This window comes from Planococcus circulans (genome assembly GCF_020023385.1).
Classification (GTDB): Bacteria; Bacillota; Bacilli; order Bacillales_A; family Planococcaceae; genus Planococcus.
Genome location: NZ_JAIQCL010000010.1, coordinates 91,764 through 107,329, shown reverse-complemented (window position 1 = coordinate 107,329; position 15,566 = coordinate 91,764). Strand labels below are relative to the sequence as shown.

Here is a 15,566-nt window from a genome sequence, read left to right as displayed (position 1 = left end):
TCGCAACTGGACAAGTAGAAATGTGGAGGTGGCCGTTCAGTTCCGACAGGCATAAGGCGAATCGGCGAAGTGGCGCTCTTTGCCACACAGCCGAGTTGACTTATGTCCCGAGGACTTGGCCACCGCAACTGGACAAGACGAAAAGTGGAGACGGGCGTTCTGGTCCGACAGGCGTAAGCCACTTTGGCGAAGCGGCGTTTTTTCAGTCGCACAGCCAGAGTGGCTTACGTCCCGAGGAACAGCCCGTCGCAACTGGACAACTAGAAATGTGGAGACGGGCGTTCTGGTCCGACAGGCGTAAGCCACTTTGGCGAAGCGGCGTGTTTTCAGTCGCACAGCCCGAGTGGCTTACGTCCCGAGGAACAGCCCGTCGCAACTGGACAACTAGAAATGTGGAGACGCACAATAAAAACTCACTCTAGAAAACACAAAACCCGAAAAGCCTCGACTCTTCGGGTTTTCTGCCTATTATAATTCGATGCTGCCACCTGGCTGCAGGATGTTCACTTCTGCGCCTTTAATCATTGATTTGAAATGCTCAGGATCCTGCTTGATCGGCGGGAAGGTATTGTAATGGATCGGCACAACCACTTTCGGCTTCAATAATTCCACCGCGTAAGCCGCATCTTCCGGTCCCATTGTGAAAAAGTCGCCGATTGGCACAAATGCCACATCGATATCGTTGCGTTCCCCGATGAGCTGCATGTCACCGAAGACTTCAGTGTCACCGGCATGGTAAATCGTTTTGCCTTCCGCTTTAAAGAGGATTCCTGCTGGCATGCCGCCATATACCACTTCGTCTTCTTCAGTCGTATAAGAAGAACTATGGAAAGCTTTTGTGAACTTCACTACACCAAAATCGAATTCATGGGCCCCGCCCAGATTCATACCGGTTGCATTCAATCCCTGGCTGCCCAAATAATTGGCAAGTTCGACCGGAGCCACTACTTGTGCATTATTGCTCTTTGCCAATTCAACCGTGTCACCGACATGGTCGTTATGGGCATGTGTCAATAGAATGGCAGTAGGCTTTTCATCGGCAACTTTTAAATCTGTCAATTCGTTGCCGTTGATGAACGGATCAATGAGAATCGTGTGTTCTCCAGTTTTGATTTTTACAATTGAATGTCCGTGATACGAGATGTGCATGAAATCCCTCCAATGATTTTTTTAACGATCGATGAAGAAAATGAATTATTCCTTCCTATCTCTATAATAGCAAGCTTGAAGAAATCACTGCAGGCAAGAGTTTGGCTGAATACCGTTAGAAACATGCTTCAGCTATGAAATGACGGTGTCAGCGCAATTTCCTTTATCCACTGGAAGTGATGAAGCTTACTAATTCAACTCACATAGCTGTTTTATACCCTGATTTTTGATATGCTACACATGTAGAGGAGGAATACATATGACCAAAATCAAGCAATTACAGAATTATTTAAAGGAACAATCGATTGATGCAGCGTTCATCACAGATCCCTTTAACGTCTTTTACGTGAGCGGTTTCCAGAGCAATCCGCATGAGCGCCTGTTGGGTGTCATGGTTTTCGCTGAAGCTGAGCCGTTCCTGATCTGTCCGAAAATGGAAATGCCGGATGCGAAGAATGCCGGATGGACCGGCGAAATCGTCGGCCATGAAGACACGCAAAATTCCATGGAGATCTTATACAACACTGCCCAGTCCCGCGGAATTGAATTGAGCACCATGGCAATCGAAAAAGCGCATATGACGGTGGACCGTTACGACGCCATCCTATCATTGTTCAGCTCACTGAAAATTGTCCAGTTGGATGATCAGCTGAATGCGATGCGCGTCATCAAGGACGATGCCGAATTGGAGATTTTGCGTGAAGCGGCGGCATTGGCTGATTACGCCATTGAAGTTGCGGCCAAAACAATCAAAGAAGGCATCACGGAAATTGAAGTGATGACGGAAATCGAATTGGCCTTGAAAAAACGCGGCGTCACCCATATGTCGTTCGATACGACCGTGTTGACAGGAGATAAAGCTGCCTCACCGCATGGCAAAACCGGGGACCGCAAATTGCAGAATGGCGATTTGGTTTTATTCGACCTCGGCGTTGTCCATAAGGGCTATTGCTCAGACATCACCCGCACATTGGCGCTCGGCGAACCCGGCGAAGAACAGAAAGCCGTCTACGATATCGTCTTACAGGCTGAAACGGCAGCACTCGAAGCAGTCAAGCCGGGCGTTACGGCAGCTGAACTCGATCAGATTTCACGCAAAGTCATTGCCGATGCAGGATATGGCGAGTACTTCACACACCGCCTAGGTCATGGTCTCGGTATTTCCGTGCATGAGTTCCCTTCAATCCATGGCGCCAATCCGATGAAGATGGAAAAAGGAATGGTCTTCACTTTGGAGCCCGGCATTTATGTTCCCGGAAAAGTCGGCGTCCGCATCGAGGATGACGTAGCAGTAACTGACAACGGCTATGAAGTTTTGACGAAGTTCCCGAAAGAACTTCAGATCATCAACAATTAATAGCAAAAGCGGCATCGGATTTTTCCGATGCCGCTTTTTTGTTTATCAGCCCAATATGTCGTCGACTGATTTGTATTCCAGTCCCTGGTCGACGGCCACTGCCTGATAGGTGACATGGCCGCTTAAGGTATTGACTCCTTTTTTCAAAGCTTCATTGGCAAGGACTGCCTGTGCAAATCCTTTATTGGCAATCTGCACGGCATAAGGCACAGTCACATTCGTCAAACCGATAGTGGATGTCCGCGGAACCGCTCCCGGCATATTCGCTACGGCGTAATGGACAACTCCATGCTTCACGTATGTCGGCTCATCATGCGTCGTGATGCGGTCGCTGGTTTCAAAAATCCCGCCTTGGTCAATCGCGATATCCACTACGACAGAGCCCGGCTTCATGGATTTGATCATGTCTTCCGTCACCAACTTCGGTGCTTTAGCTCCGGGAATTAAAACCGCTCCAATGACCAGATCCGCATTCTTTACAGATTCTGCGATATTCAAGGGATTGGACATCAACGTTTGGACATCCTGCCCGAACTGGTCATCCAATTGGCGCAGCCGATCCGGATTCAAATCCAGAATCGTCACATTGGCACCCATGCCAATTGCCACTTTTGCAGCATTGGTGCCCGCCACTCCAGCTCCGATAATGGTCACATTTCCGCGTCCGACCCCTGGAATTCCACCAAGCAGAACCCCTGCTCCACCGTGTATCTTCTCAAGGAATTGGGCTCCGATCTGTGTCGACATCCGACCGGCCACTTCGCTCATTGGCGTCAGGAGTGGCAAGGAACTATTAGGCAATTGCACAGTTTCGTATGCGATTCCTGTCACTTTCGCATCCAACAGCGCCTGCGTCAATTCCTTTTCAGGAGCTAAATGCAGATAGGTGAACAGGATCAGCCCTTCCCGGAAGTAACGATATTCATCTGCTTCGGGTTCTTTGACCTTCATGACCATTTCCTGCGCCCACGCCTCATCGGCGGACTCAACGATGACTGCTCCAGCAGCACTGAAATCTTCATCTGTAAATCCTGAACCCAGCCCGGCTCCCGATTGTATAAATACCTCATGTCCATAAAGCTTTAAGTTGACCACTCCAGCTGGAGTCATCGCTATTCGGTTTTCGTTGTTTTTCACTTCTGTCGGTATACCAATTCGCATCTCGAAACCCTCCATTTTGTGTTGGTTGGAATCATGTTCTGGGAATTGAAGTTTTCTGAAATTACTATCATTTTAACAGACTGGACTAGTTTCTGCCCTCATTTCATACTTTTCTCCTCTTCTCAGTCTAGTTTGACGGGAGAATAGTCGCCATTAATTAGACAAAAAATTCTTGAAATTAACTTCAATTCAGCAGGAACTTCAAAACTTATAGCGAATGGTTACAGTGAGAGACAAAAGGAGGAATTTAAGATGACATTAAAGTACAGTCAAATTCTTGTTGCAGTAGATGGATCAAAAGAAGCAGAATGGGCATTCAAAAAATCAGTCGGCATTGCCCAACGGAACAACGCAACATTAAACTTGGTAAATGTAATCGATACCCGTTCATTTGCAGCAATCGAAGCTTATGATCGCTCCATTGCTGACCGCGCTCAGAAATTCGCAGAAGATTTATTGGATGAATACAAAAAAGAAGCTTTAGCCGGCGGTGTTGAAAAAGTGAACATCGTAGTCGATTACGGTTCTCCAAAAACGATGATTTCAAGAGATTTAGCTCAAAAAGTGGAAGCTGACCTTATTATCTGTGGTGCTACTGGATTGAATGCTGTTGAACGTTTCTTGATCGGCAGTGTTTCCGAGCACATCGTCCGTTCCGCAAAATGTGATGTGTTGGTGGTACGTACTGAAGAAGCTCAGAACGATGCACCGAAAGAATATTATTCTGAAGACAAATCAGGCAAACCTGAAAATTTCTAAACCAACTAAACAAAAGCCCTTCACATTCGTGAAAGGCTTTTTTACATATCAGGAAGATTTTACTTTAATGACGATTTTTCCACGTGCATGATGGGATTCACTTAGTTCGTGGGCATCTTTCAACCCCTGTTCGGTAAAATCAAAAACATGGCCGATTGAAGGCTTAAATTCACCTGATACATAGAGATTAGCCAGCTTTTGCAATTGTTCACCGCTGGGCTCGAGCCAAAAATCACTGGCCGTCACGCCATGCTCTTCAGCCTTTTCAGCAGAAGGCTGACCGGCAATCGAAATCAATTTCCCGCCTTTTTTCAGGACTTTAAAACTTTTTTCCAGAATTTCTCCACCCATGGTATCCAATACCGCATCAAAATCCTCCAGCAATTCGCTGAATTCCTCTTCCCGGTAATTGATGACCCGGTTGGCTCCGAGAGATTTCACCAGTTCATCATTTTTATCGCTCGCCGTGGTTGCTACATAAGCTCCAATGCTGTTCGCAATCTGTATGGCCATACTGCCGACTCCACCTGCTCCGGCGTGAATCAACACTTTGTCGCCTTTTTTCAATTCTGCAAAGTCAACAAGGCATTGATAAGCAGTCAACCCAGTCAGTGGAATTGCTGCGCCTTCTTCGTAAGACATGCTCTCCGGCATATGGGCAAGCAGGTTTTCTTCAACCGGAACAAATTCAGCATACGTTCCTTGCCGTGTTGTAGCCGGTCTTGTAAAGACCCGGTCTCCTACACTGAAGTTCTTCACCTTGGCGCCGACTTCGGCAATGACCCCTGCTGCATCCCATCCTAAAATAATCGGGAATTCCCATGGCAGCATCTCTTTCAGGTAGCCTTCACGCAATTTCCAGTCGATCGGGTTTATGGAAGTCGCGTGGATTTCAACCAGCACCTGATTTTCATTGATGGTCGGCTTTTCCACTTCCCGTTCTTTCAATTGTTCACTGCCTCCGTAATTATCGATGACTATCGCTTTCATCTGACATCTCCCCTTCCGTTATTATCAAATATACCCTTATCTCCAAATAGTACTCATCAAAAAAACTGGAGATGTCTGGAGAATAAAACAATTTATTCCGTTTTCATTAAGATGGTATTCATTCCATCTTCAGGATCACAGCCTTCCAGCACATAAACCAGTTCCGTTTCAGAAGTTAATAGGATGATTGAATTGCATTGTCTGGTTATTACTTCTCCTGAACCGAATTCGTCTTCTCTGGAATCCTCCACTGATTCAATCTCATTGCCATTGTATGTCAGATCCTGATAGATCGGATCCCCTTCTGTTGTGTAGGTAATCACCCTAACCGCATCCTCTTCTCCACTTACCGTATTTTCATAGAACTGGTATAAGCGATCTCCATTTGTCACATCTCCATGTGTGTTTTCAATAATGTCCGCTTCATCAAAGGATTTCCGGTCGCATGCAACTCCCATCAACAGCAACATCGATACCAGTACTGCCAGGATTTTTTTCATCTCCACACCTCCCGTTGCAGATTAGACGCTTTTGTCGTAGAAAGATTACAGAATGCCCGTTGCTCGGTGCCCTGGTTCTTCAGTCTTGCGGAAGCCAAGTGCTCCCTTTACGGTCCAATATGTTATCATTAATGCTGTTCGCTAAAAGAGGTTCGCAAACTCCCTCTCTAAAAAACTAAGGAGTGTTTCAGATGAAAAATGAAAAAGCAGTTGTCGTCTTCAGTGGCGGCCAAGACAGTACCACTTGCCTGTTTTGGGCAATCAAGAACTTCAAGGAAGTTGCAACCGTAACGTTCGATTATGGCCAGCGCCATTTAGCTGAAATCGAATGTGCCCGGAAAATCGCTGACGAACTTGGCGTTTCCTTCAAAGTATTGGATATGACTTTGATCAATCAATTATCCGCTAACGCTTTAACGCGCAATGACATCGAAGTCACAGCAGAAGAAGGCGAATTGCCTTCCACGTTTGTGCCTGGCAGAAATCATCTGTTTCTGTCTTTTGCGGCCGTTTATGCAGATGCCATCGGTTCGCGGCATTTGATCACCGGTGTCAGCCAAACGGATTTCAGTGGCTATCCCGATTGCCGCGACACCTTTATCCGGTCATTGAATGTTACTTTGAACTTGGCGATGGATAAGCAATTCATCATCCACACGCCGTTGATGTGGCTGGACAAGTCCGATGTTTGGGAGCTTTCTGATACCTTGGATGCCCTCGATTTCGTCCAGGAAAAAACCTTGACTTGCTATAATGGCATTCCGAGTACTGGATGCGGTGAATGTCCCGCCTGCATCTTACGCAATGAAGGACTAGCCCGCTACCAAACGAAAAAAATGGCAGGTGCTGTTAAGTGATGCAGCAATTTTATCCACAAGCCAGCCATGATTACCAATTCGAGCTCAATAAAGACCTGCATTTTTCTGCAGCTCACTTTATTCCAAGCGAGGATGCCGGAAAATGCCGGATGATGCACGGCCACACCTACCATCTCAACATCACCATTGCCGGAAATGAGCTCGATGCGACCGGATTCCTGATTGATTTCAAATTAGTGAAAGAATTGATCCATAAGAAATACGACCATAGTGTCCTGAACGACCATCCGGAGTTCAGGACTAAATTTCCGACCACGGAGCTTCTTGCCCAACAGGTTTGGCTGTCGATCCAAGAAGTATTGAAAACGAGAAGCAATCAGCCAAATTGCCTGCAGGTCATCGTTCGCGAAACACCGACAAGCTATGTGGTCTACCGTCCGCGCAAGGGGGACTTATGATGAAAATTCCCGTAATGGAAATCTTCGGTCCCACTATTCAAGGAGAAGGCATGGTCATGGGCCAAAAAACCATGTTCGTGCGCACTGCCGGATGCGATTATTCCTGTTCCTGGTGTGATTCGAAATTCACCTGGGACGGGACAGGCACCAGCATCTCCAAACAGCCCGCAGAAATTGTCGAAGAATTGATCCAAATCGGCGGCGAGGCGTTTTCCCACGTCACCATCTCCGGCGGCAATCCCGCTCTCCATAAAGGCATCGGTGAATTGGTCGAGCTGTGCCACGAGCAGGGCTGGAAAGTTGCTGTTGAAACACAAGCGTCCATTTGGCAGGATTGGCTGATCGACATCGACGACATTACTTTATCGCCGAAGCCACCCAGCTCTGGCATGGAGACGGATTTCTCGAAGCTTGATTTCTATATAGAGAATCTGCAAAATGCCAATGTCAGCCTGAAAGTCGTTATTTTCGACCAGAATGATTTCGCCTATGCAGAAAGTCTCCATCAACGTTATCCAGCTGTCCCATTCTTCCTGCAGACCGGCAACGAAGACACCGCGACAACGGATGATGCACAATTGGTCACTGATTTGCTGCAGCGGTACGAACAATTGATCGAGTACCATGTGCGCTCGCCGATTATGAACGATGCGAAAGTGTTGCCGCAATTGCACACCCTCGTTTGGGGCAATAAACGCGGCGTTTAATCCAATAGTTGATTGCTTCTTCTTTCATCTGTTGAAAGAAGAACTATACATCCACGTTTCAAATTGAGCCAGTCAGGATAAATGGAAAGACCCCATCCAAACTTTTCACTAAGTTTTGGTGGGGTCTTTTCATGCTACGCTTTTTTGACAAATTCAGACTTCAGTTTCATTGCGCCAAAGCCATCAATCTTGCAGTCGATGTTATGGTCGCCTTCAACCAATCGGATGCTTTTCACTTTCGTGCCGATCTTCAATGTCGAGGAACTGCCTTTGACTTTCAAGTCTTTGCTGACAGTGACGGCATCTCCATCCTTCAAAGGCGTGCCATTTGCATCTTTGACAAGCTGTTTTTCTTCAGTATTTTCCTTGTCAGCAATCAGGCTCCACTCGTGGGCACATTCCGGACACACCAGCAGACTGCCATCTTCATAAGTATATTCAGAATTGCACTCAGGACAATTCGGCAAAGTTTTCATTTGTTTTCCTCCAGCAGATCTTATGCTCTATTGAGCAATCGGCAGACCGGTCTTTTTTTCCAGTATACCAGAACCAGCTGTTGTCCGGCAGTCATTATTTGACGATCAGCACTGGGCAACGGACCTGATTGACGACTTTATGGCTGACACTGCCCAACACCATTTCAGATATTGGATTCAACCCTCTGCTGCCGATGACCACCAAATCAAAATTCCCGTCGTTCGCCACTTCAATGATGACCGGCGCCGGCCGCCCATGCATAACCTTTGTTTCGTAAAAGACTTTTTCGCGGTCTAAAGCTTCTCTGACAGGTTGGGTTTTTTTCTTCCGGGATAATTCAAACTCTATCGAGCCCCCGTCATGAAATTTTTCATTGCTGTCTTCATCGAAATCGGAAACGTAAAGAACGGTCACTTCCACGCCTTTTATCAAAGACGCCAGTTGTGCGGCTTGTTTGCCTGCCCGCATCGAATTCTCTGAACCGTCTACGGCCACTAAAATCTTTCGATACATATGATCCACTCCTTCGACTGTTTTTTCCGCTCCATGGCGAAAAGTCTTCCATACTTAATACTATTCGACTTTTCTGTCAATTACCCTTTATCTAAATAAGCCGGACTATTGATCTTTCCCTCCCGAAGTTCGATAGCCAAGTCTTTGCGGTGCAGCTAAGGGAAAAGGGATGTGTAATAATTTTTTTCACACAAATAAAAACAGGTGATCATGAGCATCACCTGTTTTTGCTTTAAAATTTTATTTTACCTGCTTATAAGTCAAGGTTTTACCGGTAAATCCGAACAACACTGTCAGTATCGGCGACAGCAGGCAAAAGAATGCGAACGGCAGATAGTCGAGCGTCGAAACGCCGATGACTCCTGTAATGAAAATTCCGCAAACACTCCATGGGACAAGCGGATTGACCACGGTGCCGGCGTCTTCCATGACACGGCTCAAGTTTTTACCGGCCAGCCCCACTTTGTCATAAGGTTCTTTAAAGGCCTGCCCTGTCAGCAGAATCGACAGGTATTGCTCACCGATCAGAATATTGATACCGATTGCCGTCAAGGCAGAAGCAGCGATGACAGACGATACTTTTTTCAGCAAACTTTCCACTTTGGCCAACAAACACTGGACGATCCCCAGCGTAAACAGCAAACCGCCCATGCTGAGCGCCAGCAGCACTAAAGCTACGGTGAACATCATGCTTTCCATTCCGCCACGGGACAGGAGGGAATCGATTTCCGCTATGCCGGTGGTTGATGCGTATCCACTGAACAGAACTGTAAAAAGTTCAGAAGCTGTAGAAGTCTGATGAAAAAAAGAAATAAGGATTGCCGACGCCGAGCTCAAGGCCAGCGTCATCAAAGCCGGTATTTTCATAAGCGTCAAGAAGATCAGCACAACAAGCGGAATGATCGTATACCAATGAATCATCCCAGTGGCCAAGAGCCCTTCCTTAAAGATGGCTACGTCCTGGACACTGGCACCTCCAGTTTCAGGTGACAGAAAAGCAAACAAGATCAAGGTGATCACAAAAGCGGGAATCGTCGTCCACCCCATATTACGGATATGTTCGAACAGGTCCACTCCGACAATCGTCGAAGATAAATTTGTTGTATCCGACAACGGCGACATTTTATCTCCAAAGAAAGCACCGGAAACAATCGCACCTGCCGTGATGGCAAGCGATAGATCCATCGCTGTCGCCATGCCGATAAAGGCTACACCAATCGTTGCGACAGTCGTCAGGGAACTGCCGATGGACAAACCGATCAACGAGGTCACGATGAAGACGATCGCATAGAAGAAGGTCATGGAAATCAGTGTGAATCCTGTAAAGATCAACGTTGGAATGGTGCCGCTGATCATCCAGCTGCTGATCAGGATTCCGATGAAGAAAAACAGGAAAACAGCGCTCATGCCTGCTCCTGCTCCTTCCACCAGTCCTTTTTCCAGCGTACGGTACGAGACTTTTTTCGATAAACCATAGCCGAACAGCAGCAGAATCGAAATCAGGATGGGGATATGCGGAACCGATTCATATTTGATGATGCTGACACTGATCATTAGAAAGATAATGCCAGTTAGAAGGATGGCTTCTGAAAACCTTGGCGTGATGACTGATTTGATGTTGTGCATGACAATCTCTCCTTTTCTATCTATAAAAAAAGAGAAAACCGCCCATCCCCATAAAGGGACGAAGGTTTTCTCCGCGTTACCACCCAATTTGATGCTTCGACTGAACAAAACATCCACTTCTTTACGTGACGATCAAACTGATGGTGTATTTCATCCAATTTGCTGCCTGAATTCACACCTGCCATCCAGTCTCTTGCTGCTGCGCACAAATTGCCTACTAAATCATCGATCGAATTATATATGAACTAAATAGCTGGAAAATCGTTTTTTAAAAACTCACTTGCCTAATCGTTTTTAAAAGTATATTGAAATAGATTCTACCAGTTCCCTCCCACAAGTCAATACTTTTCAAGAAAAATTTGATTTCACCATCTGGGATTTTGCTAACCGGTCATAAAGTGATTGTTTGTTTTTCGTCAAGATGAAATACAGCGACACCGGAAAAGTGACCAACAGGAATCCCGTCAGCTGAGCGATGGGCCGAGAAGCTTGAAACAATTCCTCAAGTGACGGAATCAAAAACAGCGAAACAATCATCACCAACAGCAGATACCCAAAAATCAGCAGATAATCAACAGCAAAAGCCTTAAGGCGAAGCCAGAATCCTGCATACATCAGAGCCCTCCTCACAGACAGTTCATGTCACCGTTTGGATCGTTATCCCGCTTTCCAATGAGCCGGCTTCGACAGTAAAGCAGGAACCTTCGTCTGGTCATCTCCTTTTGCGGAATTCACTTGCATTTGAGTTAAATAGATACTGCCTGTCAAATCGGCTCCAGACAAATCGGCTCCCCGCATATCCGCTCCGATGAAATCCGAGTTCCTCATATCTGCATTTTTAAAATCCGCTCCGATCAGGTAAGCGCCTCTGAATGTCGAGCCTTTCAGATTTCTCCTTTGAAATTTTGCCCCAATCAAATCCGCTCCCTGGTAATGCGGTCCTTTTTTGCGGTTATTCCTTTTGTTGAAGCGTCCGGACGCAAGCCGGACTTCTTCGCTGACCTGACTCAGCAAGTGATTGATATCCATGCGGTACTCAGGCAAATCCACAGCCACTAATTCTTCTGCTGATGCAAACGTCAGTTCATCAACCGCATCCCTGCTTTTAAGCAGCGCATTCTGCAATTCCAGGTTTTCACAGCGTTCTATCGCCTGTGTCAAATACAGCAGCATTTCCTGCAATTGCTGCATGACCGGCAAGAGCTGGAACATCTTTTGGGCTGACTCCGGATCACCTCTCCAACTGATGCCGCCGAATGTTTGCTGCGAAACTTTTTGTCCTGCTCCGAGGCAATCGAATACTGTACAACCGCTGTAGCCCGAGAGCCTTAAATTTCGATGGATACTGCAACGGAAATCCTCATTCAGGTTTCTGCAGGGAACTCCTCCCGCTTTGTCTACAGGAAAATCGGCAGAAGCTGAAAACGCCAGCGCCACACAGCAAAGACCAAAACAATTTGCACAATCGGCTTGAAAAATGGTCGAGTCATACGCACCTTTCTGATTTGCATGCATATCGTTCATTCTCCCTTTTAAGTTTTGAGTACTCAATTAACCCCATTATACAAATAGCCTAAAAAAATTCCACTCTTTTTTACGCAAAGAAAAAAGGCAGGGGATGAATCTCCCTGCCTTTTCGCCAACCACTTTGTATGGGCTGTAGTTCGTTATGTTCCCATTTTCCGGCGGTTATTGCTGACTTTCTTGGTTTGCTGGCTCTTCATCTTTTTAGTTGACAGTGAACCATTGCCCCCAGACTGTTTATCTGAAGCTTGATTTTTCTTGGCTTCCAATTGACGTTTTACAGCTTCCTGCAAACTGACTTTTTTCGGTGCTTCGTTTGACTCGGTCATTGCGCATTCCTCTTTTCATCAAAAAATAGTACCTATGGATGTTTTAGCTCAATTATAGCATAAATCAACCCGTCTATTCTTTGTTTTCTTTAAACCAACCCGTCACTTGAGAAAAGAACTTAGACATGGATTCCGGCTTCGACATATTCGGAACGCGCGCCAATAAGACTTCTTTCGGTGCTTTGAGGCCTTCCTGCTTTTTCTGCAGGACCAGGATCCCTTTTGCGTGAGCTGAGTTCTTGAACAGGCTTTCCGGCAATTCCATCACAGATTGGATATGGGCATGCTTTTTCAAAAAGCTGTGCAATTGGCTCGCCTGGGCAGATTCAAACAAAGCTTTCGGGACGATGAAAAACAGGTAACCGCCTTCAGCCGTATGCTTCAGCGATTGCTCGATAAACAGATGATGGGCAAAAGACATGCCTTCATCTGCCTTCAATTCGTAAGTGGCAGCTGTCTCCTCATCAGGATAGTAACCTACAGGCAAATCTGAAACCACCACGTCCACCGGATCGATCAATAAAGGCTGCAAGGCGTCCTGCAGATAAAAAGTGACGGGCTGTTCCACGAGATTGCCGGCATTTGAAGCCAGACGGATCAGCAGATCATCCAGTTCCACCCCTGCACCTGTCAAACGGCCATCCAGATAATTCATGACCGTAAGCAACAGGTTGCCGGTTCCGACAGCCGGATCCAGAATGACGGCTTGCTCTTTTTTCACGAACAACTCCACCAGGTAGCCGACCAAAAGCCCAAGTGCGTCCGGTGTCATTTGGTGATGCGGTTGAATATGCTCTTTCATGCCTTTCAGTACAGCCAGCTGAAGCGCTTTTCGAATATCTTCCTTGCTGGCCCCTGCTTCCGGCTTGATGATGCCATCCAGCCAATTCTCAGTTGTCGTCAACAGACTTTCCAAATACGCGTTTTCCTGCTCTTTTTGGATTTTTGTCGTGTGGTTATCAATAAAATAAAAGGTCTTTTCCATTGCAGAATTCATACTTTCGCCGTCCTCAATAAGGAAACCCACTCAGGAGAGTGGGTTTCTTGTATTAGTTTGTTAATTCTCTTACTGCGTTCAATGCTTTTTCATAATCGGGGTGGTCCGTACCTTCAAGAACATATTCGACGTAGGTGATTTTGTCGTTTTCATCAATGACAAAAATCGATCGGGCAAGCAGCCGGAGCTCTTGCATCGTCACACCGTAAGCTTCACCGAATGACAAATCCCGATGATCCGACAACGTGGTGATTGCATCGACTTTGTTGATTTCCGTCCAGCGCTTTTGCGCAAACGGCAAATCGGCTGAAACAGCCAACACCTCTACATTGTCGCCCAACGAAGCGGCTTCATCACTGAAACGCTTTGTTTGGTCCGAGCAGACGCCGGTGTCCAATGAAGGAACCACGCTGACCAACCTGATTTTCCCAGCTGTATCCTGCAATGTGACCGGTTTTAAGTCGTTGGATAAAACCGTAAATCCAGGAGCCTGATCTCCAACCTTCACTTCTTTATTGGGCAAGGTAACAGGGTTTTTCTTGAATGTAATTTGTACCAATCCAAACGCCTCCCTTTCATCATATCCCCATCATACTAAAACGCGCTGGTCTCATGCAACCCAGACCCATCCGGGGTTTTTTTCTGCAACAGCTTATTTTTTCTGAAAGATTCTTCGTGGACTACTGTTGTGTCCGCGATGTAATCATGGACGCCCTGTTTTAACGGAGTAAATCCGACAATCCAGTAGAGCGGCCAGATGGTCACTGAAATAAAGCGGCCGATCCACTCGCGGAACAGGAGCGTCATCCATGACAAATCATCAGTCTTCAAGGATACCACACGGATGCCCATTATCATCTTGCCGACAGTTTGTCTGAAGAATTTGGTCATCAGGACAAAGTAGCCATAGAAGATGAGGGCGGAAAGAATGGCATATGGGGCATACCAAGGAACACCGCTCGTCTCCAGTCCGACTAAAGCGAATACCGGTTTAACCAATATCGAAGTGAGAGCCGTAACAACCAACAGGTCGATCAAATAGGCCCAGAAACGCACCCAAAACCCTGCTGGTTTCCGTTCGTAAAAGAGAACTTCCTCGTAGCTCGGTGTTTCAGGACGCTGTCTGTCGACTTTCACTTCTGCTGCTGTTTCATTCGTTTCGTGGTCAGTCATCATGGTCCCTCCTTATTTATCACCGTATAGATACATCATACGAGGAGAACTGTATTCAGTGAGCATTTTCGTGATCATCTGCGTTTCAATATCATTGCCGAAGAACGAATTCATTTTCATCGACAACAGGGAGCCCCATCCTTCTGAAGCACCATATTGGAACACTTCCGCATTGCCCAGGTCAAAATCAGCTTTTACTTGTTCAATGACATCTTCTTCAAAACCAAAATCATCTGCTAAGTTTACTTCTACTGCCTGGCGGCCATTCATGACACGCCCGTCAGCAACAGCTCTGACTTCATCCTCAGTCATACCTCTGCCTTCTTCGATCACATCAACGAATGATTCATACGAATCATCCAGCATTTCTTGTAGAAGTGCACGTTCATCCTCTGTCATGTCACGCGTTGCACTCATGATATCTTTGTACGGACCCGATTTGATGGTCACAAAATCCACACCATAACGTTCTGCCAGTTCACCATAGTTGACGCTCTGCATGATGACACCGATCGAACCGGTCAAGGTTTCTTCATTCACAAAAATCTTTTCTGCGGGTGCAGCAATGTAATAACCGCCCGATGCAGCTGTCGCTCCCATTGAAACGTAGAACGGTTTTTCCGTTTCTTCCTGGATTTCCGTGATCTTGTCGTAAATCTCCGCTGACTCAACAACTCCGCCGCCCGGGGAATTTACGGTAAGCACTACAGCTTTAACGGTGGGATCTTCCTTGACGTTTTCCAATTGTTCCATAAAGAAAGAGTGATTATAGCCCGCTGCTCCGAACAGAGGCGACGCCTCTCCCGTATCTTGAATGACGCCGTCAACATTCAAAACGGCTACACGGTTATCAAAATCTCCATCTTCTAGGACAACTTCCGAGATACTTGATTGCGTGGTCGCCATCAACTCATCGACACCTTCGCCAAATCCGCTTTGAAGAAAAGCGAAGGCTGAGTTGATGACCAATGAGATTCCTAATACGGCTGCGGCCACCACTAAAGCGATCCATCGTTTCGTATTCATTT

Annotated in this window: 19 protein-coding genes and 1 riboswitch; of the genes, 5 read left to right on the top strand and 14 right to left on the bottom strand. The window is 46.5% G+C overall.

Annotated elements, in window-relative coordinates; genetic code table 11:
• Positions 1 to 468: 468 nt before the first annotated feature.
• Positions 469 to 1,149 carry a metal-dependent hydrolase gene (locus tag K8U60_RS15795; RefSeq protein ID WP_223642282.1) on the bottom strand — a complete coding sequence of 227 codons (681 nt, stop codon included), beginning with the start codon at positions 1,147 to 1,149 and terminating at the stop codon, positions 469 to 471.
• Positions 1,150 to 1,408: 259 nt separating this feature from the next.
• Here K8U60_RS15795 and K8U60_RS15790 point away from each other — a divergent pair, with 259 nt between their 5' ends.
• A complete protein-coding gene (locus K8U60_RS15790) occupies positions 1,409 to 2,506 on the top strand; it encodes a M24 family metallopeptidase (protein ID WP_223642280.1) in 1,098 nt (365 codons plus the stop codon).
• 45 nt (positions 2,507 to 2,551) lie between these two features.
• On the opposite strand, the gene ald is transcribed toward K8U60_RS15790, so the two are convergent.
• On the bottom strand, positions 2,552 to 3,667 hold the full coding sequence (gene ald, locus K8U60_RS15785; RefSeq protein WP_223642278.1) for an alanine dehydrogenase: 1,116 nt from the start codon (positions 3,665 to 3,667) through the stop codon (positions 2,552 to 2,554).
• A 252-nt stretch (positions 3,668 to 3,919) separates the two neighbouring features.
• Between ald and K8U60_RS15780 the strand changes: the two genes are divergently transcribed.
• On the top strand, positions 3,920 to 4,426 hold the full coding sequence (locus K8U60_RS15780) for a universal stress protein (protein ID WP_223642269.1): 507 nt from the start codon (positions 3,920 to 3,922) through the stop codon (positions 4,424 to 4,426).
• Between the two features lie 48 nt (positions 4,427 to 4,474).
• Here the strand turns inward: K8U60_RS15780 and K8U60_RS15775 are convergent, their stop codons facing one another.
• Positions 4,475 to 5,416, bottom strand: coding sequence for an NADP-dependent oxidoreductase (locus K8U60_RS15775; RefSeq protein WP_223642267.1), 942 nt, complete (start codon positions 5,414 to 5,416; stop codon positions 4,475 to 4,477).
• A gap of 92 nt (positions 5,417 to 5,508) precedes the next feature.
• Complete coding sequence (locus tag K8U60_RS15770; protein ID WP_223642265.1) at positions 5,509 to 5,916, bottom strand: DUF4362 domain-containing protein; 408 nt, start codon at positions 5,914 to 5,916, stop codon at positions 5,509 to 5,511.
• 141 nt (positions 5,917 to 6,057) lie between these two features.
• Positions 6,058 to 6,101, top strand: a riboswitch (PreQ1 riboswitch).
• A 6-nt stretch (positions 6,102 to 6,107) separates the two neighbouring features.
• Between K8U60_RS15770 and queC the strand changes: the two genes are divergently transcribed.
• Genes queC through queE form a run of 3 tightly spaced genes read left to right on the top strand, consistent with a single transcriptional unit; the run spans position 6,108 to position 7,899 of the window.
• Positions 6,108 to 6,773: a 7-cyano-7-deazaguanine synthase QueC gene (queC, locus tag K8U60_RS15765; protein ID WP_223642263.1), complete on the top strand. Its 666-nt coding sequence runs from the start codon at positions 6,108 to 6,110 to the stop codon at positions 6,771 to 6,773.
• Positions 6,770 to 7,192, top strand: coding sequence for a 6-carboxytetrahydropterin synthase QueD (gene queD, locus K8U60_RS15760; RefSeq protein ID WP_223642261.1), 423 nt, complete (start codon positions 6,770 to 6,772; stop codon positions 7,190 to 7,192). Before queC ends, queD begins: the two co-directional genes overlap by 4 nt.
• Entirely contained in the window at positions 7,189 to 7,899 is a 711-nt protein-coding gene (queE, locus tag K8U60_RS15755) for a 7-carboxy-7-deazaguanine synthase QueE (protein WP_223642253.1), read from the top strand. The genes queD and queE overlap by 4 nt, the downstream gene beginning before the upstream one ends.
• A gap of 134 nt (positions 7,900 to 8,033) precedes the next feature.
• Here queE and K8U60_RS15750 read toward each other — a convergent pair whose 3' ends face one another.
• The 10 genes from K8U60_RS15750 to sppA form a co-directional block, all read right to left on the bottom strand.
• Complete coding sequence (locus K8U60_RS15750; protein ID WP_223642251.1) at positions 8,034 to 8,375, bottom strand: zinc ribbon domain-containing protein YjdM; 342 nt, start codon at positions 8,373 to 8,375, stop codon at positions 8,034 to 8,036.
• A 94-nt stretch (positions 8,376 to 8,469) separates the two neighbouring features.
• Positions 8,470 to 8,889 (bottom strand): universal stress protein, encoded by a 420-nt coding sequence (locus K8U60_RS15745; protein WP_223642249.1) that lies wholly within the window; start codon positions 8,887 to 8,889, stop codon positions 8,470 to 8,472.
• A gap of 240 nt (positions 8,890 to 9,129) precedes the next feature.
• Positions 9,130 to 10,515, bottom strand: a complete 1,386-nt coding sequence (nhaC, locus tag K8U60_RS15740; RefSeq protein WP_223642247.1) for a Na+/H+ antiporter NhaC — start codon at positions 10,513 to 10,515, stop codon at positions 9,130 to 9,132.
• Positions 10,516 to 10,863: 348 nt separating this feature from the next.
• On the bottom strand, positions 10,864 to 11,130 hold the full coding sequence (locus tag K8U60_RS15735) for an RDD family protein (RefSeq protein ID WP_223642245.1): 267 nt from the start codon (positions 11,128 to 11,130) through the stop codon (positions 10,864 to 10,866).
• Positions 11,131 to 11,172: 42 nt separating this feature from the next.
• Entirely contained in the window at positions 11,173 to 12,030 is an 858-nt protein-coding gene (locus K8U60_RS15730; protein ID WP_223642243.1) for a pentapeptide repeat-containing protein, read from the bottom strand.
• Between the two features lie 152 nt (positions 12,031 to 12,182).
• On the bottom strand, positions 12,183 to 12,368 hold the full coding sequence (locus K8U60_RS15725) for a hypothetical protein (RefSeq protein ID WP_006830008.1): 186 nt from the start codon (positions 12,366 to 12,368) through the stop codon (positions 12,183 to 12,185).
• Positions 12,369 to 12,441: 73 nt separating this feature from the next.
• Positions 12,442 to 13,365 (bottom strand): class I SAM-dependent methyltransferase, encoded by a 924-nt coding sequence (locus K8U60_RS15720; protein ID WP_223642241.1) that lies wholly within the window; start codon positions 13,363 to 13,365, stop codon positions 12,442 to 12,444.
• 52 nt (positions 13,366 to 13,417) lie between these two features.
• Entirely contained in the window at positions 13,418 to 13,924 is a 507-nt protein-coding gene (tpx, locus tag K8U60_RS15715) for a thiol peroxidase (protein WP_223642239.1), read from the bottom strand.
• 35 nt (positions 13,925 to 13,959) lie between these two features.
• Entirely contained in the window at positions 13,960 to 14,538 is a 579-nt protein-coding gene (locus tag K8U60_RS15710) for an RDD family protein (protein WP_223642237.1), read from the bottom strand.
• A 12-nt stretch (positions 14,539 to 14,550) separates the two neighbouring features.
• A complete protein-coding gene (sppA, locus tag K8U60_RS15705) occupies positions 14,551 to 15,564 on the bottom strand; it encodes a signal peptide peptidase SppA (protein ID WP_223642235.1) in 1,014 nt (337 codons plus the stop codon).
• Between the last annotated feature and the right edge of the window lie 2 nt (positions 15,565 to 15,566).